We start from the raw sequence: 21464 nt of genomic DNA, 5'->3' as shown, positions 1-21464 counted from the left end.
CGTGAGGGTATCGCGCGTCCAGGGGAAACGGATGTGAAGTGGGCACAAGCGATCACCTATGATCGCCGGGTGGCTGAGCAGGCAGTAGATCTCTCTGAGGAGTCGCTGACCGACGCGGTCGGCGCTGCTAGGCGTGCGTTCGATCAAGCGACCAGCCTCGACGAGCTCGCGAAGACCAAGACGGAACACCTCGGTGACCGCGCCCCGGTCGCGCTGGCGCGCCAAGCCCTGGCGACGCTGCCGAAAACGGAGCGTGCCGATGCAGGCAAGCGGGTCAATGTGGCGCGCACCGAGGTTCAGTCCGCCTACGACGAGCGTCTCGTCACACTGCGCGCTGAACGTGACGCAGCCGTGCTGGTCGCCGAACGCATCGACGTCACGCTCCCGTCGACCCGGCAGCCCGTCGGCGCCCGGCACCCGATCACCATCCTGTCCGAGCGGGTCGCCGACACCTTCATCGCGATGGGGTGGGAGCTCGCCGAAGGCCCAGAGGTCGAAACGGAACAGTTCAACTTCGACGCGCTGAACTTTCCCCCCGACCATCCGGCGCGCAGCGAGCAGGACACCTTCCACGTCGCTCCAGACGGGTCCAGGCAGGTGCTGCGCACCCACACCTCGCCGGTGCAGATCCGCGCGCTTCTCGAACGTGAGCTGCCCGTCTACATCATCTCCATCGGACGGACGTTCCGCACCGACGAACTCGATGCGACCCACACCCCGGTGTTCCATCAGGTGGAGGGTCTTGCCGTGGACAAGGGCCTGACGATGGCCAATCTGCGCGGCACTCTCGACGCGTTCGCGCGCTCCGAGTTCGGCCCCGAGGGCCGGACGCGGTTCCGGCCGCACTTCTTCCCGTTCACCGAACCCTCGGCGGAGGTCGACATCTGGTTCCCCAACAAGAAGGGCGGACCCGGCTGGGTCGAATGGGGCGGCTGCGGCATGGTCAACCCGAATGTCCTTCGCGCCTGCGGCATCGACCCCGAGGTCTACTCGGGCTTCGCGTTCGGTATGGGGCTGGAACGAACCTTGCAGTTCCGCAACGGAATTCCGGACATGCGCGACATGGTCGAGGGTGACGTCCGGTTCTCGTTGCCGTTCGGGGTGGGAGCCTGATGCGCCTTCCGTACAGCTGGCTCCGCGAGATCGTGCAGGCCGGCGCACCGGGCTGGGACGTGCCCGCCGAGGAGTTGGAGCGCGCGTTCATCCGCATCGGCCACGAGGTCGAAGAGGTCATCCCCGTCGGCCCTGTGACCGGCCCGCTGACGATCGGGCGGGTCGCCGAGATCGAAGAGCTCACCGAGTTCAAGAAGCCCATCAGGGCGGTCAAGGTCGACGTCGGCGAGCCTGAGCTTCGCGACATCGTCTGCGGTGCAACCAATTTCGCGGTCGGCGACCTCGTCGTCGTGGCGCTGCCCGGTACGGTGCTGCCCGGTGACTTCCACATCGCCACTCGAAAGACCTACGGACGCACATCCGACGGGATGATCTGCTCGGTCTCGGAACTGAACCTGGGCTCCGACCATTCCGGCATCCTGGTGCTGCCGCCGGGCACCGCCGAACCCGGCACCCCGGCCGCCGAGGTACTCGGCCTGGACGACGTGGTGTTCGACCTGGCGGTCACGCCGGATCGCGGCTACTGCCTGTCGATTCGGGGCATGGCCCGGGAGATCGCCAACGCCTTCGATCTGGAATATGTCGACCCGGCGGACGTGCCGCCGCTGCCCGTCGAGGGCGACGCACTGCCGGTCACGATCGACGCGGGCACCGGTGTCCAACGGTTCGGTCTGCGCCCCGTCACCGGGATCGACCCGAAAGCACTGTCGCCATGGTGGATTCAGCGGCGGCTGCTGCTGTCCGGTATCCGGGCGATCTCGCCGGCCGTCGACGTCACCAACTACGTGATGCTCGAGCTCGGCCACCCGATGCACGCCCACGACCGCAGCCTGATCACCGGAGGCTTCCGGGTCCGGCTGGCCGAACCGGGGGAGACGGTCGTGACGCTCGACGACGTCACACGCAAGCTCGACCCCGCGGACGTCCTGATCGTCGACGACGTGGCCACCGCCGCGATCGGCGGCGTGATGGGGGCAGGCACCACCGAGGTCCGCGAAACCACCACCGACGTCCTGCTCGAGGCGGCCGTCTGGGATCCCGCAGCCGTGTCGCGCACGCAGCGGCGGCTACGCCTCTACAGCGAAGCCGGGAGGCGCTACGAGCGCACCGTCGACCCCGCCGTGTCCGTCGCGGCGCTGGACCGCTGCGCCGCGCTGCTGGCCGAAATCGCCGGCGGCACGGTCGAACCCACCCTCACGGACTGGCGTGGCGACCCGCCGCGCGACGACTGGTCCCACGAGCCGGTCACCATGACGGTCGACCTGCCGGCCCGCACCGCAGGCGTCGAGTACCCCGAGGGTGCCGTCGAGAAGCGGCTGCGGCAGATCGGCGCCCAGGTCGTCGTCGACGGCGATCACGTCATCGCGACGCCGCCGAGTTGGCGGCCGGACATCTGGCAGCCCGCCGATCTTGTCGAGGAGGTGATGCGGCTGGAGGGTCTGGACGTCATCCCCTCGGTGCTGCCGACCGCACCCGCCGGCCGCGGCCTGACGCCGGTCCAAAAGCGCCGTCGCGCGGTCGGGAAGTCGCTGGCCCTCAACGGTTTCGTCGAGATCCTGCCGACACCGTTCCTGCCCGCCGGCATATTCGACCAGTGGGGTCTAGACGCCGACGACGCACGCCGCAACACCACGAAGGTCCTCAACCCCCTCGAAGCGGACCGGCCCAGCCTGGCGACCACGCTGCTGCCTGGCCTCCTGGAAGCGCTGAGCCGCAACGTGTCCCGCGGCGCAGTCGATGCCTCACTGTTCGCGATCGCTCAGGTGGTCGAGCCGACTGCCGAGACGCGGGCGATCGAGCGCATCCCGAACGACCGCAGACCCACCGACGACGAGGTCGCCACACTGGATGCCTCGTTACCGCGACAGCCCCAGCACGTCGGCGTGGTCCTGGCCGGTCTCCGGGAACCCGCGGGCCCCTGGGGCGCCGGCCGACCGGTCGAAGCGGCGGACGCGTTCGAGGCGGTGCGGGTCATCGGCCGTGCCTCCGGGGTGGAGTTCACGCTGCGTGCCGCCCAGCACCTGCCGTGGCATCCCGGGCGATGCGCAGAGGTACTGATCGGTGAGGTCGTCGTCGGACATGCCGGTCAATTGCATCCCGCAGTCGTCGAACGGTCCGGGCTCCCCAAGGGGACCTGCGCCGTCGAGATCGATCTGGATGCGGTGCCTCTCACCGAAACTCTTCCTGCACCCGGTGTTTCGCCGTTCCCCGCGGTGTTCCAGGACGTGGCGCTCATCGTCGCCGACGAGGTGTCCGCCCAGAGCGTCGTCGACGCGGTCCGGGCGGGAGCGGGCGAGCTGCTCGAGGACGTCCGGATCTTCGACGTGTACACCGGCCCGCAGATCGGCGAGGGGCGCAAGTCACTGGCCCTCGCACTGCGTTTCCGGGCGCCCGACCGCACCCTCACCGAGGAAGAGGCCAGCGCCGCCCGCGATGCCGCAGTGGCGCTGGCCGAAGAGCGAGTGGGTGCCGTGCAGCGCCGCTAGGCAACCGGGTTGGTCAACTCCGCGAATCCGCTGCCCAGCTCGCACCGAACGACGTCGCCCGGCTCGATCCCGACCGCGCCGGGCGTTCCCGTCGACAGGATGTCGCCGGGATAGAACGGCATCACCTGGCTGTGGAAGCTCAGCAGTTCGGCAGGGGAGAACGTCATGCCGGACACGGTGTCCTCGCGGTGCACGGCGCCGTTGTGAATCGTTGCGACGCGCAGGTTCTCGAGGGGGCCGTAGGCAAGGGCCTCGTCGAGGGTGATGAGGTCGGGGCCGAATGCGAAGAAGCTGGGATAGTTCTTGACCCGGGTGAGGTAGCGCGGATTCTCCAGCAGGATCGCCTCGGCGGTCTGATCGAGGATCGGGACCACCCCGGCGACATACGACATCGCCTCCTCGACGCCGACCTGGTAGCACAGCTTCCCGATCACCAGACCGAGCTCGGCCTCCGAAGTGACCTTGCCGATACCCGGCGGAACCACGATCGGCTCCCCGGGACCGACGATGGTGTGGTCACCTTTGATGAAGGACGCCGGCGTCGTGCGGGGCGCCTGCTCGCCGAGATCTCCTGCGTGCGCACCGTAATTGAGCCCGATCCCGAAGATCTTGCGTGGATGTGTCCATGGCGCGAGCACCGGTGAATCAGCGGGTACGCAGGCGTCGTCGGCAACACCGCCGGCGACTGCCGCCGCGAGGTCATCGAGGGCTCCGGCCTCCAGCAGCGCCATCAGGTCCGCGGGTGCGCCGGGCAGCACCTTGTCGACGCGGGCGAGGCGACCGTCGGCCAGCGCGACGCAGGCGATGGGATGGTTGTCGAGCAGTACGGTGCGGATACGCACGGAATCTCCTTGAGAATAAGGGTTTCGAGTAAGAACGGTCAGACGATGGAGCGGATCAAGCCACCGTCGACGCGCAGCACGACGCCGGTGATGTAGGAGGCACGGTCACTGCACAGGAATGCGGCGGCGTCGGCGTACTCGTCGGGGGTGCCGTATCGGCCGAGCGCCATCGTGGCGGCACTGGCCTTGGCGACGTCTTCGACGCTGGTTTGCTCTCGTGCGGCCCGCTTTTCGTCGAGGAAGCGGGTGCGGTCGGTGGCGATGCGACCGGGAACGATGACGTTGCTGGTCACCCCGTCGCGGCCGACCTCGTCGGCGAGGGTCTTCGACCAGGCGTGCAGGCTGGCCCGCAGTGTGTTCGACAGGCCCAGGTTCGGGATGGGGGTCAGCGCCCCCGACGACGTCGACGTCAGGACCCTGCCCCAGCCCCGCTCCCGCATCCCCGGAACGACCCGGTCGGTCAGCGCGATCACCGACAGGATCATCGCCTGGAAACTGGTCTGCCAGGTGGCGATGTCCTGCCCGGACACCGGGGTCGGCGGCGGCCCGCCGGTGTTGTTGACCAGGATGTCGATCGATCCGAACGCCGACTCCACTTCTGCGACCGCTGTGTCGATGCGCTCGAGGTCGGCCAGATCCCACACCAAGGGCAGCGCTTTGGCGCCCGCCTGTTCGATTCGGGCGGCAGTGGACGCCAGCCCCTCTTCGGAGCGGCCCGCGACCGCGACGTTGGCGCCTTCCTGGGCGAGCCGCACGGCGATCGCCCCGCCGAGGCCGCCGCTGGCTCCGAGCACCAGTGCGGTGCGGCCCGTGATACCGAGATCCATGAAAACTCCTTAACGAGAAGCGTGGTCGGCGACCGGCAGGGTCGCGAGATGCTGATCGAGCAACGGGACCAGCGAGGCGGGCAACGACAGGGCAGGGGGACGCACCCGCGCACCGGCGATCACTCCGCGCCTGCGCAGCACCTCCTTGCGGATCGACAGGCCGACCCGCAGCTGACCCTCGAAGTTGGCCAGCGGCAGCCAGGGTGCGAAAACATCACGCGCGGCCGAGAATCCGCCGGCGTTGAAGGCCGCGAGCACCGAGGCCAGCACTGCCGGATGGCTGAACCCGGTCATCGCACCCGCCGATCCCGCGGCCAGCTCATCGAGCAGTCCGACACCGCCGAGCCCGCCGAACACGGGCACGTCGACGCGGGACGCCAGGTGCGCGACGGCGACCGACGTCGGCGGGGTCTCGGACTTCACGCCGACTGCGAACGGACATGCGTTGGTCAGTGAGACGACCTGCTCGTCGGTGACACTGACACCTGACACGACCGGGTAGTCCTGAATCAACACCCCGATGCCGGTCTCGGAGTGCAGCCGTTGCAGCGATTCGGCAGCCACCGCGGGATCCGGATCGCTGATCTGGGCCATCAGCGCCGCCGGCGGTCGCGGAACCGCGGCGAGCAACCGAAGAGCCTGAGCGACAACGGCATCAGGATCTCGCTCGGACAATCCCAGGACGTAGGGCAGGTGGGTCGACGACGCGACGGTCCGCGCCACCGAGTCGGCCTCCGCCGGCTGCAACGCTGCGGCCTCACCGAACACACCGAGCGCGACCAGCCCACCGCAGCCGTCCTCGGTGAAGGATGCGACCTCGTTGCGCAGCGATTCGAAGTCGACGTTGAGGTCGTCGTCGAAGGGCGTGGCCAACACGCCCCACAGCCCGGTGGCGAGAATGCTTGTCATACCTTGCTTTCCAACGTTGAGACGACGTGCTCGGCGATGGCCAGAGCCGACGTCGCGGCCGGCGACGGGGCGTTGCGCAGCACGACGATGCGGTCACGCATGCTGATCCTGAAGTCGTCGACGAGGCCGCCGTCGGCATCAAGTGCCTGTGCCCGGATCCCTGCCGTGCCGGGCACGACGTCGTCGTCCCGGAGTTCGGGCACGTAGGCACGGGCGGCCGCGACGAACCGTCGTTTGCTCAGCGAGCCGTACATCTCCCGGATGCCGGTGCGCCAATGCTGGCGCGCGAAGCGCCAGAACGCCGGCGTTCTGGCGACACCCGCGAGGTCGGCGGGAGACACGTTCTTCCACGTGTAACCCTCCCGCGCCAGTGCGAGCACCGCGTTCGGCCCGATCAGCACCTCGCCGTCGACCCTGGGCGTCACGTGCACACCGAGGAACGGGTACCGCGGATCGGGCACCGGGTAGACGAGACCGTTGACCAGACCGCGGCGTTCGGGTTTGAGAGCGTAATACTCCCCGCGGAACGGCATGATCACCGGATCCGGTCCGTCACCGGCCATCTCGGCCAGCCGATCGCTCTGAAGCCCACCGCAGGCGATCACCTGGTCGAAGGCCGACTCTCCAGCGCCGCCGTCAGCCCTGGTACTGACCACCACCTCGGCCCCGCGTACCTGCATGCCCGTGACTTCATGTCCCAGAAGAATTTTCGCGCCCGACGAGGCAGCGTCTCCGGCGAGTGATCGGGTCACTTCGGCGAAATCGACGATGGACGTCGATGGCGAGTGCAGCGCCGCGATGCCGCGCACATGCGGCTCCAACTCGCGCAGTTCCGCCGCACCGAGCACGCGGATGCCCGGCACGCCGTTGGCTCGGGCGCGGTCCTCGATGTCGGCCAGACGCGACCGCTCGACCTCGTTGAGCGCGACGAGGACCTTGCCGCAGGCGATCCGCGTGATTCCGCGCTCGGCGCAGTACTCCTCGAGGAGTCCGACGCCGCGACGGCACAGCAGCGCCTTGATCGAGCCCGGTTGGTAGTACAGCCCGGCGTGCACGACGCCACTGTTGCGGCCCGTCTGATGCGATGCGAGGCGGTCTTCCTTCTCGAAGACCGTCACCTCGGCATCGGGCTGGCGCGCCAGCAGTTCCCTCGCTACCGCCACTCCGACGATTCCGCCGCCGATCACCGCGACCCGTGGACTCACCGGGCACCTCCCGTCACTGCGTAGTCCGCGAATACCTCATCCTGGTCGGCGCCCAGCGCCGGAGGCGCCTCGGCGCGGCGCTCCTCGACCTCGGAGAGGTGCAATGGCGATGCAGGCATCTGCAGGTCTCCCAACGTCGGGTGCGGCACCGTCATGATCATCGATCGGCGCACCTGTTCCCAGTCGTACACCTCCGGAACCGTCCGGATGCGGCCGGCCGGAACTCCCGCGGCGTCCAGCGCGGCGATCACGTCGTCGGCGCGGCGTTCGGCGAGCAATGCGTTGATCTCCTTCTGCAGTTCGTCGGCACGGCCGACCCGTGCAATGTTGGTCGCGATGTCCTCGCGGTCGGCCTCGAGGCCGACGATCGGGGCGAACTTGCGCCACAACGCTTCCGAGCCGACCGCAATGACAATGTCGGCGTCAGCGCACTCGAACACGCCATACGGTGCGATCGACGGATGCCGGTTGCCGGTGAGCACAGGTTCGACGCCGGCGGCGAGCCAGCCGACACCGTGGAACACGTGAACCCCGACGACGGCTGCCAACAGTGACGTTTCGACGTGCTGGCCCCGCCCGGTGCGTTCCCGGGCCCGCAGCGCCGTCATGACGCCGAATGCCCCGAACATGCCGGCCAGGATGTCGCACATGGGGATGCCGACCCGCTGCGGGCCCGCCGCGGGGCTGCCGGTCAGCGTCATCAGGCCGCCCTCGGCCTGAACGATCTGATCGAACCCGGGTCGCCGCCCGTCGGGCCCGTCCTTGCCGAAACCGGTGATCGACAGCGTCACCAGCCGCGGATTCAGTTCGCGCAGATAATCAAGGCCCAGCCCCAGACGGTCCAGCACGCCCGGGCGATAGTTCTCGACGAGAACGTCGGCCTGTGAGACGAGCCAGCGCAGCCGGTCCGCGCCTTCGGGAGACTTGAGGTCGAGCACCACCGAACGCTTGTTCCGGTTGGCGCTCATGTAATAGGCCGACTCGCGGTGCCCGTTGCGGTCGACGTAGGGAAGCCAGCTGCGGCTGTCGTCACCACCCGGCGGCTCCACCTTGACCACCTCGGCGCCGGCGTCTGCCATCATCATCGTCGCGTACGGCCCTGCGAGTGCGCGGCTCAGGTCGACGACCCGGACGCCGGCAAGGGGCCGCGGTGACTGGTCCATCGGGGCTTCTTCCATCAGCGGTTTCCTCCCATGAGTTTGAGGCCGACCGACATGAGCACGATCACCGAGGTGATGCGCAGTACGTGAATGGTCAGCACGATCGGAACATTGGCGCCGGCGGTCGCCGACAGGGCACCCATCTGGGCGATGCCGCCTGGCGCCGTTGCCAGCAGAGCGGTGATCGAATCGAAGTTCGCGAACTTCCAGAGGACGAGGGCGGCGACAAGACCGAAGACCAGGAACGCCACCACGGTCACGGCGATCGGGACCGCCGCAGACTTCAACTGCGTCAACGTTTCCCGGGTCACCCCGGTCCCGAGAAGCCAGCCGATCAGGACGTAGACGATCCATTTGCCCACGGACGGGATCTCGAACGCCGAGGTGTGAAGGATGCTGACAAGGGCGACACCGACCATCGCACCGAGCAGCGGCGCGGCAGGCAGGTGCAGCAGCGTCGCCACCGCTGCACCTGCCACCGCCGCTGCCGCGGTGAGCAGCAGTGTGCCGATGTTCATCAGACGAGTTCCCGCTCGTCGGCTTCTGCCTTGGTGCCGCGGCGCTTGCGTGAAACCAGTTGCAGTGCACCGTCAGTGGCCTTGCGGACGGGCTTCTTGATCACAGGGATGAGGAACAGGAACAGGATGAAGCACAGGATCCCGATCGACGTGCCGCGCTCGACGAAGACGTCGAGGCTGCCCCCGGAGATGACCATCGTCTGGCGCAGCGTCTCTTCCGCGAGCGGACCCAGCACCAGCGCGATCACCAGAGCCGCGGGGGACAGGCCGTAGACCCGCATGAAGAACCCGAGCACACCGCATACCAACATGATCTGCACGTCGAGAAGGCTCTTGTTGACCGCGAACGTGCCCAGCACACACAGCAGCAGGACGATCGGTCCGAGCACCCGGAACGGCACGCGCGCGATGCTCGCGAATCCGGGGATGCAGAACACGTTGACGAGTAGCAGCATGATGTTGCCGAGGAACATGCTGGCGATCAGGCCCCACGCGAATTCCGGGTTCTGCGTCATCAGTAGTGGTCCGGGCTGCAGACCCCACATCAGGAAGCCACCGAGCAGCACCGCGGTGGCACCGCCACCGGGGATGCCCAGCGTGAGAAGGGGAACCATCGCGCCCGAGGAGGCCGCGTTGTTGGCGGCTTCCGGACCGACCAGGCCGGGCATCGCGCCCTTGCCGAACTTCTCCGGCGTCTTCGACACCGACTTCTCGACGTTGTAGGCCATCAACGAGGCGATCGTTGCGCCCGCACCGGGGGTGACACCGACACCGAAGCCGAGGAACGAACCGCGCAAGGCCGGGCCGGTGGACTCCTTGAAGTCCTTCTTGTTGGGCCAGAACCCGCGGCTGCGTGCAGACACCCCGAAGAAGTCCAGCTTCTCCAGATGTCCACCACGCCACAGCGTGTGGAGTACCTCCCCGACGGCGAACAGACCGATCGCCACCGGGATGAAGTCGATGCCGTTGATCAGGTTCACCGAACCGAAGGTGTAACGCTGTTCGCCGCCACCGATGTCGATGCCGACGGTGCCGATCGCAAACCCGATGAGCGCCGAGAGCGCTCCGAGTAGTTTGTTGCCCTTCAGGATCACGATGACGGTCAACAGGCCGGCCATCACGATCAGGAAGTACTCCGGCGGGCCGAAGGTTTTCGCGAATTCGGCGGTGATCGGTGCGGCGAAGGACAGCAGCACCGCGCCGATGGTGCCCGCGACGAACGATGCGATGGCCGCCATCACCAGCGCGGGTCCCGCCCGCCCCTGTTTCGCTAGCGGATAGCCGTCGAATGTGCTTGCCACCGTTGCGGATTCACCCGGTGTATTGATCAGAACCGAGGTGATCGTTCCGCCGTACATGGAGCCGTAGTAGACGGCGGCCAGCATGACGATGGCTCCGGTGGGATCCAGTCCGAAGGTGACAGGCAGCAGGATCGCCAGGCCGGCGGACGGCCCGACGCCGGGGATGACGCCGACCACCATGCCGATGAGCACACCGCCGGCGAGCAGAAGCAGGTTCTGCAGCGTCAGGATCGCGTAGATCCCATCCAGTAACTGACTCATGAGAGGTCCTTAGCCGATCGGCAGAATGCCCTGCGGCAGACCGACGTTGAGTCCGGTCTGGAAGGCGAGGTAGAGAAGGACAGGGACAGAGACGGCGATGATCACCGAGCGGACGCGGTGCTCGGGGTCGAGGAACCACAGTGTCGCCGCCAGGAACAGAATCCCGGACAGGGCGGCGCCGAGAACACCGAACAGTCCGACGAAGACTGCCGCCGCGACAACGAAGGCCGCCAGGGTAATCGGGTGCCTGCCCAGATCGGGCTCGGCGGCCTCTTCCGCAGCCTCCACCGCATCCACTTTCTTGCCTTCTTTCGGCTTGGCCAGGAACTCGACGATCAACGCCGCGACGGTGACCACCATGGCAACACCGCCCAGGATGCGCGGGAAGAATCCCGGGCCGATCCGACCGGCTGTCGTGCGCCATTCCATGCCCATCGCCTGCTCGGTGTAGAAGGCGAAGGCGAGCAGGATGACTCCCAGGAAGGCCAGCTTCGGCCAGTTGACCTCCCTCTTCGGCTTTGATTCGGACACAGCCACATTCACGGCCGGAAGTGGGCCTGAGGCCGCGGCGCGAGGAACGGTCGTCACAGTGCCCCCTGTTCCTTGAGTGTCTCTTCGAACTCGTTGGTGGTCTCTTCGAGGTACTTGGTGAAGTCCTCGTCCCATTTCAGGTCCTCGGTGAGGTAGTTCGCGGCGAGATACGTCTGCCACTGATCACTCTTGACGACTTCCTGCATCGTCTTGATCCACCAGTCCTTCGCGTAGTCCGGGGCATCCGGAGGCAGGATCAGACCACGCGGCATGGATGGGAGATCGCTCATGCCCTTCTCCTCGCCGGTCGGCACGTCCGGTAGTGCTTTCAACCTCTCGGGCCCGGTGAACAGGACGGGCTGCATGTCACCGGATTCGACCTGGCCCAGGATTGACCCGGGGTTGGAGATCATGGCGTCGAGCGCCCCCGAGAGCAGCGAGGTCTGCACCTGGCCCTCCTCGTTGTAGGGCACGTACTCGATGTTGTAGCCGGCGTGCTCGGCGATCAGGGACTGCAGAATGAAATCGACGTTAACAGTGCCGATTCCGCCGACGACGACGGTGCCCTTGTTCTTGGCGAAGGCCACCCAGTCCTCGTAGGTCTCGATGTTGCTGTCCCCGTTGACGAGCAGCAGCGCATCATCGGTGGCGAGCAGCCCCACGTGGGTGAAGTCCTTGTAGGTCCAGCCCGGATTGGCCTGCAGCGGGGTGGTCAGGAACGAGCCCGATGTGGTGGACACGTTGTAGGGGTTGCCGCGCTGCGACAGTAGATATCCCCAGCCGGTGGCGCCGCTGCCGCCTTCGCGGTTCTCGACCGCGATGTCGTTGGGGTACAGGCCATCCTCCTGGATGATCTGCACGAGCTTGCGCGCCATCATGTCGTTGCCGCCGCCGGGGCCGAAGGCGACGGTCCAGTCGAGGGTTTCGGACGGATAGTCCTCGGCGGAACCGGTGTTCGCGGCACCGCCGCTACAGGCGGGCACCACGAGTGCCACCGCGGAAAAGGCCGCTGCGAGTGCGATTTTCAGTCGCATGATGATCTCCTCATTGAGTCAAGGGGGATGGGTCTTGGGGTTTCAGCTGTTGGCGTCATGTCGGAACCAGGAACCGGTCGCGGTGGCGACGAGCTTGTGGTTGTTGTCGCGCATCTCGGATTCCAGTTGAACGATTCTTCTGCCGCCGTGGACGATTCGTCCGGTGGCGACCACGTCGGAACGGACCGGTCGAACGAAACGCATCTGCATCTCGATCGTCGATCCGGCCGACAGGTACCGATTGCACGCATGCCCCATCGAGATGTCGAGCACGGTCGACAGGATGCCTCCGTGCACGCCGCCGCCGGCATTGCAGAAGTGCTGTGCGAACGGCAGCCGTACCGAGCAGGTCTGCTCGTCGTCGGCGTAGTCGATGGACAGTCCGAGAAAGTGGATGAGGAAGTACTGGCCGAACTTCGGCTGGGCCACCTCGGATGCGTGCAAAGCGGCGGCGACAGGATCGCCTGCGGTGCGGGGATGATCTGTCGTCGTCATGACCAGGTGAACCTCGGGGGACGCTTTTCCAGGAACGACCGCACGCCTTCGGCGTAGTCCTCGGTGTCGAACGACGAGTTGCGGATGTCCACCGTGATGTCGTCGTCGACGGTCTGGCCGCCGAGGACGAGATCGACGATCCGCTTCGACGACCGCACGCTGAACTGCGCGCGCGTCGTGACCAGACGGGCGAACTCGTAGGTCTGCTTCTCCAGATCTTCGGCAGGGATCAGCTCGTCGATCAGACCGAGACGCAGCGCGTCCTCGGCGTAGACGTGCTGGCCGGAGAACAGGATCCACTTGGCGCGCGACGGGCCGACGACGTCGACGAGCCGCTTGGTGGATTCGAGGCTGTAGACAAGGCCGAGCTTGGCCGGCGTGATGCCGAACCGGGAGCGTTCGTCGGCGAACCGAATGTCACAGGCCAGCGCCAGCCCGCAGCCGCCGCCGATGCAGTAGCCGTGCACCATCGCGATGGTCGGTTTGGTGCAGCCCTCGACGGCGTGCTCGGCGGCCGCCACGTCTTCGTTGTAGGCCTTCGCCGATGCGCTGTTGCTGCGGATCTCCTCGAATTCGGAGATGTCGGCGCCGGAGGCGAAACTCCGGGTTCCCGCACCACGGACGACGATCACCTTGACGGTCGGGTCGGCCTCGAGCTCGGCGAACACCTCGGGGATGCGGCGGTACATGCTCAGCGCGATGGCGTTGTGACTGTCGGGGCTGTGCACCTCGACCGTCGCGATCTCCGGCGTCTCCGCGTCTCGCGAAACCCGAATCTCTTTGGCACTCATGCTGTCTTGTCCTCCTGCATCTCGGGGTGGGCGTCGTAGAGGACGCCGTCGGCGAACAGTTTGTCGATCTCGTCGCGATCGATTCCGAGCTCGGACAGGACGTCGGCGGTGTGCTGACCGAGCCAGGGCGCGGGTGAGCGGACGTCGAAGTCGAACTCGGAGAACCGGGTTGGCGGCGCGATCGTCTTCATCGGCCCGATGATCGGGTGCTCGAGGTCGACGATCATGCCGCGCGCCTGGATGTGGGGATCGTCGAGCGTTTCGTCGTAGGTCAGGACCGGCCCGCCGGGGACGCCCGCTGTGTCCATCCGGTCTACCCACGCGCTCGTCGGCAATGTGGTCGTGATGGCCTCGATCTCCTCTTCGAGGTCGTCGAGATGCGCCATCCGGGCAGGCAGGTCGATGAACCGTGCGTCGTCGGCCCAATCGGGCCGCTTGAGGACGTCGTTGATGAGGCGCAGCCACAACCGGTCGGTGTTGGCGCCGATCGTGACGAACCCGTCCGCGGTCCGGTAAGCCTGGTACGGCGCCGAGCGGCGGTGCCGGGTCCCGGTCTGGGCCGGTGTCTCGCCGCTGCCGAAGTAGGCGCCCGACTCCCACACGGTCCACGCCAGCCCGGCGTCGACGAGGGAGATGTCGAGATATTGGCCGGCGCCGGTCTGCCTGCGGTGAAGCTCCGCGGCGAGGATCGAGTAGATCGCGGTCGCGCCGGCGGCGATGTCGTTGATCGCGATGCCGACCTTGGTGGGCTTGCCGTCGGGCTGGCCCGTCATCCGCAGGAATCCGCCGATGCCCTGGGCCATGATGTCGAAGCCGGGGCGGTCACGGTATGGGCCCGTCTGGCCGAATCCGCTGATCGAGCAGTACAGGATGTCGTCGCGAACTTTCCTGATCGAGGCGTAATCGATACCGAGCCTCTTGGTGACGCCCGGCCGGAAGTTCTCGATCACCAGGTCGGCATCGGCGGCCAGTTCGAGGAAGAGTTCACGTCCTCGGTCTGACTTCAGGTCGAGGGCCACTGATCGCTTGCTGCGGTTCGGCATGGCGAACGGGTAGCTCTCGCCGTTGATCTTGGGCGCCATCCGGCGCGAATCGTCGCCGGTGCCGGGCTGTTCGATCTTGATGACGTCCGCGCCGAGCTCCGCCAGCACCATCGTGCAGTACGGGCCCGACAGGAATCTGGTCAGGTCCAGAACTCGGAATCCGCTGAGTGGTCTCATTGATCCTTCCCGCATTGTGGGATATGTTTTGCGCTGTGCGGAAAGACTAAGTCCGTGATCGGAGTCACGTCAAGCGTTTCGTGCGAGGCGTGTCACGTCGTCAATGACGAACACCTGTCAAGAAATCGAGTGGGGAGTGGAAGATGTTGGGCATGCAGCCATTGGGGGAGACGGCCAAAGACCAGCCGGAACGGCGGAACGGGGTGCAGTCGATCGACCGGGCGGTGGCGATCCTGCGGTGTTTCGACGGGCGCCGGCCTGAACTCGGGATCAGCGACATCTCCCGATCAACGGGCCTGTCGACGAGCACGGTCCACCGGCTCCTCAATGCGATGCAGGAGAACCATCTGGTCAGGCAGACCGGCACCAAGCGCTATGGGCTGGGGCCGCTGCTGATGCAACTGGCCAATTCCGGTGCCATGCCGCGGGGTTTGCGCGAAGCCGCGTTGCCGTTCATGACGGAGCTGCGCGACGAGTTCGACGAGACGATCGGCCTGCACGAACTGCTCGGGACCGGGCAGCGCATCGTCGCCGCCCAGGTCGAGAGTCACCAGGAGTTACGTCGTACCTACACCGACATCGGCGTTCCGATCCGGCTCGCGTATGGCGGCCCGGGTAAGGCGATTCTGTGCGCGCTGCCCGAAGATGAACGGGCCAAACATCTTTCGGAGCCGATCACGGCGCTGACTGCGAGCACGACGATCGATCCCGCCGAGGTGGCGCGCGAACTCGCCGATGCGAGACTTCGCGGCTATGCGGAGTCAAATGGTCAACGCACCGTTGGCATTTGGGCTGTCGCCGCCCCTATTTTCGACCACACGCAGCGCGTTGTCGGCGCGATCGGCGCGTCAGTCCCGGCCGTGCGGATGAGCGCCGGACGGCAGTTCGAGTTGGGTTCGCGCGTCCGGGAGACCGCGTGGCAGTTGTCGACGACACTCGGGGCGACGGCCGAGGGGGTGCACGCGCTCGTTCCGGACATCCGCCTGGGCTGATAACTCGCGATTTCGGCGTAGTTCGTCAATGCCAGGTTGACGAACTACGCCGAAAACGCGGGCTGGAATAATGAGATTGCATTCTTGTGCATAACCATGCATGATCGCGGTATGACGTCCGTCGCGGTTGCCGGTGCCAGTGGCTATGCCGGAGGGGAGATCCTCCGCCTGCTCCTCGGCCATCCCGCCTACACCGACGGTCGGCTGACCATCGGGGCGCTCACGGCAGCGGCGAGCGCCGGAACGGGGCTGGCTGAGCACCATCCTCACCTGCTGCCACTCGCCGATCGCACGCTCGAACCCACCGAACTCGACGTTCTCTCCGGTCACGACGTGGTGTTCCTCGGCCTGCCCCACGGTCATTCGGCGGCACTGGCCGAACAACTCGGGCCCGATACGCTGATCGTCGACTGTGGCGCCGATTTCCGGCTCACCGACGCCGGTGACTGGGAGCGCTTCTACGGTTCCGACCACGCGGGCAGCTGGCCCTACGGTCTTCCCGAACTGCCCGGTGCCCGGGACCGTCTGCGTGGCGCGAAGCGCGTCGCGGTGCCGGGCTGCTATCCGACCTCCGCGCTGCTCGCGCTGTGGCCGGCGCTGGCCGAAGGCCTCATCGAACCCGCGGTTACCGTCGTCGCGGTCAGCGGCACCTCGGGTGCGGGCCGGGCGGCCAAGGTGGACCTCCTCGGATCCGAGGTAATCGGGTCCGCCCGCGCCTACAACATCGGCGGCAAGCACCGGCATACGCCCGAGATCGCGCAGGGGCTGCGCGGCGTGAGCGGCAATGACGTCACCGTGTCGTTCACCCCGGTCCTGATCCCCACGTCACGCGGCATCCTGGCGACCTGCACGGCGCGCACCCAAGCGCCCGTGTCCCAACTGCGCGCCGCATACGAAAAGGCTTACACCGATGAACCTTTCGTCTATCTGCTGCCCGAAGGTCAGCTGCCGAAGACCGGAGCTGTGATCGGCAGCAACGCCGCCCAGCTCGCCATCGCGGTCGACGAGGACGCCTCGACGTTCGTCGCGATCGCCGCCATAGACAATCTCGTGAAGGGAACCGGAGGAGCGGCCGTGCAGTCGATGAACCTCGCCCTTGGCTGGCCTGAGACAGAAGGCCTTTCGATCGTGGGAGTTGCCCCGTGAGCAGGATGCTGCGTACCCAGGGCGTCACCGCCCCCGCCGGGTTCCGGGCCACCGGCATTGCCGCGGGAATCAAGGCTTCCGGTGCGCTCGATCTGGCGCTGGTGTTCAACGAAGGCCCGGACCACTCGGCCGCGGGCGTGTTCACGCGCAACAAAGTCAAGGCTGCGCCGGTGTTGTGGTCACAGCAGGTGCTGACCACCGGAGCGCTGCGCGCGGTGATCCTCAACTCCGGTGGCGCCAACGCGTGCACCGGCCCGGGCGGATTTCAGGACACCCACGCGACCGCGGAAGCTGTCGCGAAAGCGCTGTCGGACTGGGGAACCGAGACCGGCGCCATCGAGGTGGCCGTCTGCTCGACCGGGTTGATCGGTGACCGGCTCCCGATGGACAAGGTGCTCGCCGGCGTGACCGAGATCGTGCACGAGATGGCAGGCGGACTGACCGGCGGCGAGGAAGCCGCACGGGCCATCATGACCACCGACACCGTGCCGAAACAGGCTGCGCTGCACCACGATGACAAGTGGACGGTGGGCGGAATGGCCAAGGGCGCAGGAATGCTCGCCCCGTCGCTGGCCACCATGCTCTGCGTCATCACCACCGATGCCGTCGCCGGTCCCGAAGCGCTGCAGGCCGCCTTGAAGAACGCGACAGCACGCACCTTCGACCGGCTCGACGTCGACGGCAGCTGTTCGACCAATGACACAGTGCTGCTGCTGTCCTCGGGTGCCAGCGAGATCACACCCAGCCAGGCCGATCTCGACGACGCCGTGCTCCAGGTGTGCGACGACCTGTGCGCCCAGTTGCAAGCCGACGCCGAAGGTGTCACCAAGCGGATTCTGGTGACGGTGACGGGCGCCGTCAGCGAGGACGATGCACTGATCGCCGCACGCGTCATCGCCCGCGACAGCCTCGTCAAGACCGCGCTGTTCGGCTCCGACGCGAACTGGGGCCGGGTGCTGGCTGCGGTCGGGATGGCTCCCGTCAAGCTCGACGCCGACCGGATCACGGTGTCGTTCAACGGGTTTCCAGTTTGTGTCGACAGCGTCGGCGCGCCGGGTGCCCGCGAGGTCGATCTCTCCGGCGCGGACATCGTCGTCGTCGTCGACCTCGGGGTCGGGGCCGGGTCGGCGACGATTCGCACGACCGACCTGTCCCACGCGTACGTCGAAGAGAATTCGGCCTACAGCTCATGAGCCTGTCCACTGCCGACAAGGCGCAGGTCCTCGCCGACGCCCTGCCCTGGCTGACGGCCCTCAACGACAAGATCGTGGTGGTCAAGTACGGCGGCAACGCGATGACCGACGACCGACTCAAGGCCGCCTTCGCCGCTGACATGGTGTTCCTGCGTAACTGCGGAATCCATCCCGTCGTCGTGCACGGCGGTGGTCCGCAGATCTCGGCCATGCTCAAAAAGCTCGGTATCGCAGGCGACTTCCGGGGTGGGTTCCGGGTCACCACACCTGAGGTGCTCGACGTCGCGCGGATGGTGCTGTTCGGTCAGGTGGGTCGCGAACTGGTGAACCTGATCAACGCCCACGGCCCCTACGCCGTCGGCATCACGGGGGAGGACGCCCACCTGTTCACCGCGGTACGCCGCACCGTCCTGGTCGACGGTGTCGCCACCGACATCGGGCTCGTCGGCGACGTGGACAAGGTCAACACCGATGCCGTGCTCGACCTCATCGAGGCAGGCCGGATTCCCGTCGTGTCGACGATCGCACCCGACACCGCAGGCCTGGTCTACAACATCAACGCCGACACCGCCGCCGGGGCACTGGCCGAAGCGCTCGGCGCCGAGAAGCTCCTCATGCTGACCGACGTCGAAGGCCTCTACACGTCGTGGCCCGACCGCGATTCGCTGGTCAGCCAGATCAATTCAGCCGATCTGACCGAACTGCTTCCCACGCTGGAGGAGGGCATGGTGCCCAAGATCGAGGCCTGCCTGCGCGCGATCAACGGGGGCGTGCCGAGCGCGCACGTCATCGACGGCCGCGTGGAGCACTGCGTGCTCGTCGAACTCTTCACCAATGAAGGAGCCGGCACGAAGGTGGTTTCGGCATGAGCACGCTTCTGGACCGCTGGTCGGCGGTCATGATGAACAACTACGGCACGCCGCCGCTCGCGCTCGCGAGCGGTCATGGCGCCGTCGTCACCGACGTCGACGGCAAGTCCTACGTCGACCTGCTCGGCGGCATCGCCGTCAACGTCCTCGGCCACGGGCACCCCGCCGTGATCGAGGCCGTCACGCGCCAGATGAGCACGCTGGGGCACACGTCGAATCTGTATGCCACCGAACCCGGCATCGCCTTGGCAGAGGCACTCGTCGGTCATCTTGGCGCGCCCGCGAAGGTGTTTTTCTGCAACTCCGGCACCGAGGCCAACGAGGTCGCGTTCAAGATCACCCGGCTGACCGGCCGCACGAAACTTGTTGCGGCCCAGAATGCTTTCCACGGCCGGACGATGGGCTCGCTGGCGCTGACCGGCCAGCCGTCCAAGCAGGCGCCGTTCGCTCCGCTGCCGGGCGACGTGACACACGTGCCCTACGGGGATGTCGAGGCCCTCCGCGCCGCCGTCGACCATCAGACCGCGGCCGTCTTTCTCGAGCCGATCATGGGGGAGGGTGGCGTCGTCGTCCCGCCCGCCGGATACCTCGTCGCCGCCCGCGAGATCACCGCCGAACACGGTGCACTGCTGGTGCTCGACGAGGTGCAGACCGGAGTCGGCCGCACCGGTGTGTTCTACGCCCACCAGCACGACGGCATCACCCCCGACATCGTCACGCTCGCCAAGGGTTTGGGCGGCGGGCTGCCGATCGGCGCGTGCCTGGCGATCGGCGATACGGCCGACCTGCTGACGCCCGGCCTGCACGGCAGCACATTCGGCGGCAACCCGGTGTGCACCGCAGCCGCGCTCGCCGTACTCAAAGTGCTCGCCGACGACCAGTTGATCGAGCGGGCCGACGTCCTCGGCAAGACCATCGCCCACGGCGTCGAATCGATCAACCACCCTCTGGTCAACCATGTCCGCGGCCGCGGCCTGCTGCGCGGCATCGTACTCACCGCCGAAGCGGCCAAACCGGTCGAAATCGCCGCCCGTGACGCGGGTTTCCTCGTCAACGCCGCAGCGCCCGACATCATCCGCCTCGCCCCGCCACTGGTCATCACCGAGGCCGAGGTGGAATCGTTCCTGGCGGCTCTCCCGAAGATCTTGGACAAGGCGGCCCAATCATGACCCGGCACTTCCTGCGCGACGACGACTTCTCCCCGGAAGAGCAGGCCGAGGTGCTCACGCTGGCGGCGGAACTGAAGAAAGACCGCTTCAGCAGGCGTCCCCTCGAAGGGCCGCGTGGTGTCGCGGTGATCTTCGAGAAGAACTCGACACGCACCCGGTTCTCGTTCGAGATGGGCATCGCCGAACTCGGCGGGCATGCCGTCGTCGTCGATGGCCGCAGCACCCAGCTCGGTCGCGAGGAAACCCTCGAAGACACCGGCCAGGTGCTGTCGCGCTACGTCGACGCCATCGTGTGGCGGACTTTTGCACAGGAACGGCTGACCGCGATGGCGTCGGGTTCGACGGTCCCGATCGTCAATGCCTTGTCGGACGAGTTCCATCCGTGTCAGGTGCTTGCCGACCTGCAGACGCTGGCCGAGCGTAAAGGCGAACTGAAAGGCCTGCGGCTCACCTACTTCGGTGATGGCGCCAACAACATGGCGCATTCGCTGATGCTCGGCGGTGTCACCGCGGGCATCAACGTCACCATCGCCGCACCGCACGGGTTCGAACCGCACCCGATGTTCGTCGCCGCCGCCGAGACCCGCGCCCACAAGACAGGCGCCACCGTCACGTTGACCGACGATCCGGTCGCCGCGGCGACCGGCGCCGATGTCCTCGTCACCGACACGTGGACGTCGATGGGTCAGGAGAACGACGGTCTCGACCGGGTGCGTCCGTTCCGGCCCTTCCAGATCAACGCCGAAATGCTCGGTCATGCTGACTCGGAAGCGGTTGTGCTGCACTGCCTTCCGGCGCACCGCGGACACGAGATCACCGACGACGTGATCGACGGGCCGCAGAGCGCGGTGTGGGACGAGGCCGAGAACCGTTTGCACGCACAGAAGGCGCTGCTGGTGTGGTTGCTGGAGCGAGCGTGACTGCTGCGACCACCCGCGCCGGACGGCAGGCCCGGATCGTCGCGCTGCTGTCAGCGCAATCCGTGCACAGCCAAACCGAGCTGGCGGCGCTGCTGGCCGGCGAAGGGATCGACGTCACCCAGGCCACGCTGTCGCGCGACCTCGAGGAACTCGGTGCCGTGAAGCTCCGCGGTGCCGACGGCGGCGTGGGCGTCTACATCGTGCCGGAGGACGGCAGCCCGGTGCGGGGCGTGGCCGGCGGCACCGAACGGGTGACACGGCTGCTCGGCGACCTGCTGGTGTCCACCGACGCGAGCGCCAACCTGGCCGTGCTGCGCACCCCTCCCGGCGCCGCGCACTATCTGGCCAGTGCGATCGACCGTGCCGCACTGCCCTATGTGGTAGGCACCGTCGCCGGTGATGACACGATTCTGGTCATCGCCCGCGAACCCATGACCGGCGCCGAGCTCGCCGTCACCATCGAGAATCTCTCCAAGACCTGA

At 67.0% G+C, this 21464-nt stretch carries 21 protein-coding genes; 9 read left to right on the top strand and 12 right to left on the bottom strand.

All coding sequences use genetic code 11. The features are described 5' to 3' along the window. Positions 1-69: 69 nt before the first annotated feature. Together pheS and pheT are read left to right on the top strand one after the other, a co-directional pair. Positions 70-1113 carry a phenylalanine--tRNA ligase subunit alpha gene (gene pheS / locus P9A17_RS29420; protein WP_278042320.1) on the top strand — a complete coding sequence of 348 codons (1044 nt, stop codon included), beginning with the start codon at positions 70-72 and terminating at the stop codon, positions 1111-1113. Then, entirely contained in the window at positions 1113-3599 is a 2487-nt protein-coding gene (gene pheT / locus P9A17_RS29415) for a phenylalanine--tRNA ligase subunit beta (RefSeq protein WP_278042319.1), read from the top strand. Before pheS ends, pheT begins: the two co-directional genes overlap by 1 nt. Here pheT and P9A17_RS29410 read toward each other — a convergent pair. From P9A17_RS29410 to P9A17_RS29355, 12 genes are read right to left on the bottom strand one after another with little or no spacing between them, the layout of a single operon-like run. Continuing rightward, entirely contained in the window at positions 3596-4441 is an 846-nt protein-coding gene (locus tag P9A17_RS29410) for a fumarylacetoacetate hydrolase family protein (protein WP_278042318.1), read from the bottom strand. The two genes, pheT and P9A17_RS29410, sit on opposite strands and share 4 nt — an antisense overlap. Positions 4442-4479: 38 nt before the next feature. Next, on the bottom strand, positions 4480-5268 hold the full coding sequence (locus P9A17_RS29405) for an SDR family oxidoreductase (RefSeq protein ID WP_278042317.1): 789 nt from the start codon (positions 5266-5268) through the stop codon (positions 4480-4482). A gap of 9 nt (positions 5269-5277) precedes the next feature. Then, the gene (locus P9A17_RS29400; RefSeq protein ID WP_278042316.1) at positions 5278-6177 is read right to left on the bottom strand and encodes a dihydrodipicolinate synthase family protein; all 900 of its coding nucleotides are present in this window, start codon (positions 6175-6177) and stop codon (positions 5278-5280) included. Then, positions 6174-7382, bottom strand: coding sequence for an L-2-hydroxyglutarate oxidase (gene lhgO, locus P9A17_RS29395; protein ID WP_278042315.1), 1209 nt, complete (start codon positions 7380-7382; stop codon positions 6174-6176). Before lhgO ends, P9A17_RS29400 begins: the two co-directional genes overlap by 4 nt. Then, positions 7379-8545, bottom strand: a complete 1167-nt coding sequence (locus P9A17_RS29390) for a CoA transferase (protein ID WP_278042314.1) — start codon at positions 8543-8545, stop codon at positions 7379-7381. The genes lhgO and P9A17_RS29390 overlap by 4 nt, the downstream gene beginning before the upstream one ends. A 14-nt stretch (positions 8546-8559) precedes the next feature. Further along, positions 8560-9060: an AbrB family transcriptional regulator gene (locus tag P9A17_RS29385; RefSeq protein WP_278042313.1), complete on the bottom strand. Its 501-nt coding sequence runs from the start codon at positions 9058-9060 to the stop codon at positions 8560-8562. Then, complete coding sequence (locus tag P9A17_RS29380; protein WP_278042312.1) at positions 9060-10622, bottom strand: tripartite tricarboxylate transporter permease; 1563 nt, start codon at positions 10620-10622, stop codon at positions 9060-9062. Before P9A17_RS29380 ends, P9A17_RS29385 begins: the two co-directional genes overlap by 1 nt. Before the next feature lie 9 nt (positions 10623-10631). Further along, positions 10632-11153: a tripartite tricarboxylate transporter TctB family protein gene (locus P9A17_RS29375; RefSeq protein WP_278042311.1), complete on the bottom strand. Its 522-nt coding sequence runs from the start codon at positions 11151-11153 to the stop codon at positions 10632-10634. Positions 11154-11206: 53 nt separating this feature from the next. After that, a complete protein-coding gene (locus P9A17_RS29370) occupies positions 11207-12187 on the bottom strand; it encodes a tripartite tricarboxylate transporter substrate-binding protein (RefSeq protein WP_278042310.1) in 981 nt (326 codons plus the stop codon). Positions 12188-12229: 42 nt separating this feature from the next. Continuing rightward, positions 12230-12682 (bottom strand): PaaI family thioesterase, encoded by a 453-nt coding sequence (locus P9A17_RS29365; protein ID WP_278042309.1) that lies wholly within the window; start codon positions 12680-12682, stop codon positions 12230-12232. Then, positions 12679-13473: an enoyl-CoA hydratase-related protein gene (locus tag P9A17_RS29360; protein WP_278042308.1), complete on the bottom strand. Its 795-nt coding sequence runs from the start codon at positions 13471-13473 to the stop codon at positions 12679-12681. The genes P9A17_RS29365 and P9A17_RS29360 overlap by 4 nt, the downstream gene beginning before the upstream one ends. Beyond that, positions 13470-14693 (bottom strand): CoA transferase, encoded by a 1224-nt coding sequence (locus tag P9A17_RS29355; protein WP_278042307.1) that lies wholly within the window; start codon positions 14691-14693, stop codon positions 13470-13472. The genes P9A17_RS29360 and P9A17_RS29355 overlap by 4 nt, the downstream gene beginning before the upstream one ends. Before the next feature lie 152 nt (positions 14694-14845). Here P9A17_RS29355 and P9A17_RS29350 point away from each other — a divergent pair, with 152 nt between their 5' ends. From P9A17_RS29350 to P9A17_RS29320, 7 genes are all read left to right on the top strand, one after another. Continuing rightward, positions 14846-15685, top strand: a complete 840-nt coding sequence (locus P9A17_RS29350) for an IclR family transcriptional regulator (RefSeq protein ID WP_278042306.1) — start codon at positions 14846-14848, stop codon at positions 15683-15685. Positions 15686-15796: 111 nt separating this feature from the next. Then, positions 15797-16831, top strand: a complete 1035-nt coding sequence (gene argC, locus P9A17_RS29345; RefSeq protein ID WP_278042305.1) for an N-acetyl-gamma-glutamyl-phosphate reductase — start codon at positions 15797-15799, stop codon at positions 16829-16831. Positions 16832-16836: 5 nt separating this feature from the next. After that, entirely contained in the window at positions 16837-18024 is a 1188-nt protein-coding gene (gene argJ / locus P9A17_RS29340) for a bifunctional glutamate N-acetyltransferase/amino-acid acetyltransferase ArgJ (protein WP_278042479.1), read from the top strand. Next, positions 18021-18893, top strand: a complete 873-nt coding sequence (gene argB / locus P9A17_RS29335) for an acetylglutamate kinase (RefSeq protein WP_278042304.1) — start codon at positions 18021-18023, stop codon at positions 18891-18893. The genes argJ and argB overlap by 4 nt, the downstream gene beginning before the upstream one ends. Further along, positions 18890-20062, top strand: coding sequence for an acetylornithine transaminase (locus P9A17_RS29330; RefSeq protein ID WP_278042303.1), 1173 nt, complete (start codon positions 18890-18892; stop codon positions 20060-20062). The genes argB and P9A17_RS29330 overlap by 4 nt, the downstream gene beginning before the upstream one ends. Next, positions 20059-20982 (top strand): ornithine carbamoyltransferase, encoded by a 924-nt coding sequence (argF, locus tag P9A17_RS29325; protein WP_278042302.1) that lies wholly within the window; start codon positions 20059-20061, stop codon positions 20980-20982. Before P9A17_RS29330 ends, argF begins: the two co-directional genes overlap by 4 nt. Further along, positions 20979-21464: an arginine repressor gene (locus P9A17_RS29320; protein WP_278042301.1), complete on the top strand. Its 486-nt coding sequence runs from the start codon at positions 20979-20981 to the stop codon at positions 21462-21464. Before argF ends, P9A17_RS29320 begins: the two co-directional genes overlap by 4 nt.

The organism is Mycobacterium sp. 236(2023) (genome assembly GCF_029623955.1).
In the GTDB taxonomy this organism is placed as follows: domain Bacteria; phylum Actinomycetota; class Actinomycetes; order Mycobacteriales; family Mycobacteriaceae; genus Mycobacterium.
Note: the sequence above shows the minus strand (reverse complement) of the source record. Positions and strands in the feature narration are given on the sequence as shown.

What these genes read in the sequence shown, in the direction of transcription:
- P9A17_RS29365 (WP_278042309.1), bottom strand. Translation starts at nt 12,682, where the DNA reads ATGACGACGACAGATCATCCCCGCACCGCAGGCGATCCTGTCGCCGCC.
- P9A17_RS29385 (WP_278042313.1), bottom strand. Translation starts at nt 9,060, where the DNA reads ATGAACATCGGCACACTGCTGCTCACCGCGGCAGCGGCGGTGGCAGGT.
- argB (WP_278042304.1), top strand. Translation starts at nt 18,021, where the DNA reads ATGAGCCTGTCCACTGCCGACAAGGCGCAGGTCCTCGCCGACGCCCTG.
- argF (WP_278042302.1), top strand. Translation starts at nt 20,059, where the DNA reads ATGACCCGGCACTTCCTGCGCGACGACGACTTCTCCCCGGAAGAGCAG.
- P9A17_RS29390 (WP_278042314.1), bottom strand. Translation starts at nt 8,545, where the DNA reads ATGGACCAGTCACCGCGGCCCCTTGCCGGCGTCCGGGTCGTCGACCTG.
- argC (WP_278042305.1), top strand. Translation starts at nt 15,797, where the DNA reads ATGACGTCCGTCGCGGTTGCCGGTGCCAGTGGCTATGCCGGAGGGGAG.
- P9A17_RS29330 (WP_278042303.1), top strand. Translation starts at nt 18,890, where the DNA reads ATGAGCACGCTTCTGGACCGCTGGTCGGCGGTCATGATGAACAACTAC.
- P9A17_RS29360 (WP_278042308.1), bottom strand. Translation starts at nt 13,473, where the DNA reads ATGAGTGCCAAAGAGATTCGGGTTTCGCGAGACGCGGAGACGCCGGAG.
- pheT (WP_278042319.1), top strand. Translation starts at nt 1,113, where the DNA reads ATGCGCCTTCCGTACAGCTGGCTCCGCGAGATCGTGCAGGCCGGCGCA.
- P9A17_RS29355 (WP_278042307.1), bottom strand. Translation starts at nt 14,693, where the DNA reads ATGAGACCACTCAGCGGATTCCGAGTTCTGGACCTGACCAGATTCCTG.
- argJ (WP_278042479.1), top strand. Translation starts at nt 16,837, where the DNA reads ATGCTGCGTACCCAGGGCGTCACCGCCCCCGCCGGGTTCCGGGCCACC.
- P9A17_RS29400 (WP_278042316.1), bottom strand. Translation starts at nt 6,177, where the DNA reads ATGACAAGCATTCTCGCCACCGGGCTGTGGGGCGTGTTGGCCACGCCC.
- P9A17_RS29405 (WP_278042317.1), bottom strand. Translation starts at nt 5,268, where the DNA reads ATGGATCTCGGTATCACGGGCCGCACCGCACTGGTGCTCGGAGCCAGC.
- P9A17_RS29350 (WP_278042306.1), top strand. Translation starts at nt 14,846, where the DNA reads ATGCAGCCATTGGGGGAGACGGCCAAAGACCAGCCGGAACGGCGGAAC.
- P9A17_RS29370 (WP_278042310.1), bottom strand. Translation starts at nt 12,187, where the DNA reads ATGCGACTGAAAATCGCACTCGCAGCGGCCTTTTCCGCGGTGGCACTC.
- P9A17_RS29380 (WP_278042312.1), bottom strand. Translation starts at nt 10,622, where the DNA reads ATGAGTCAGTTACTGGATGGGATCTACGCGATCCTGACGCTGCAGAAC.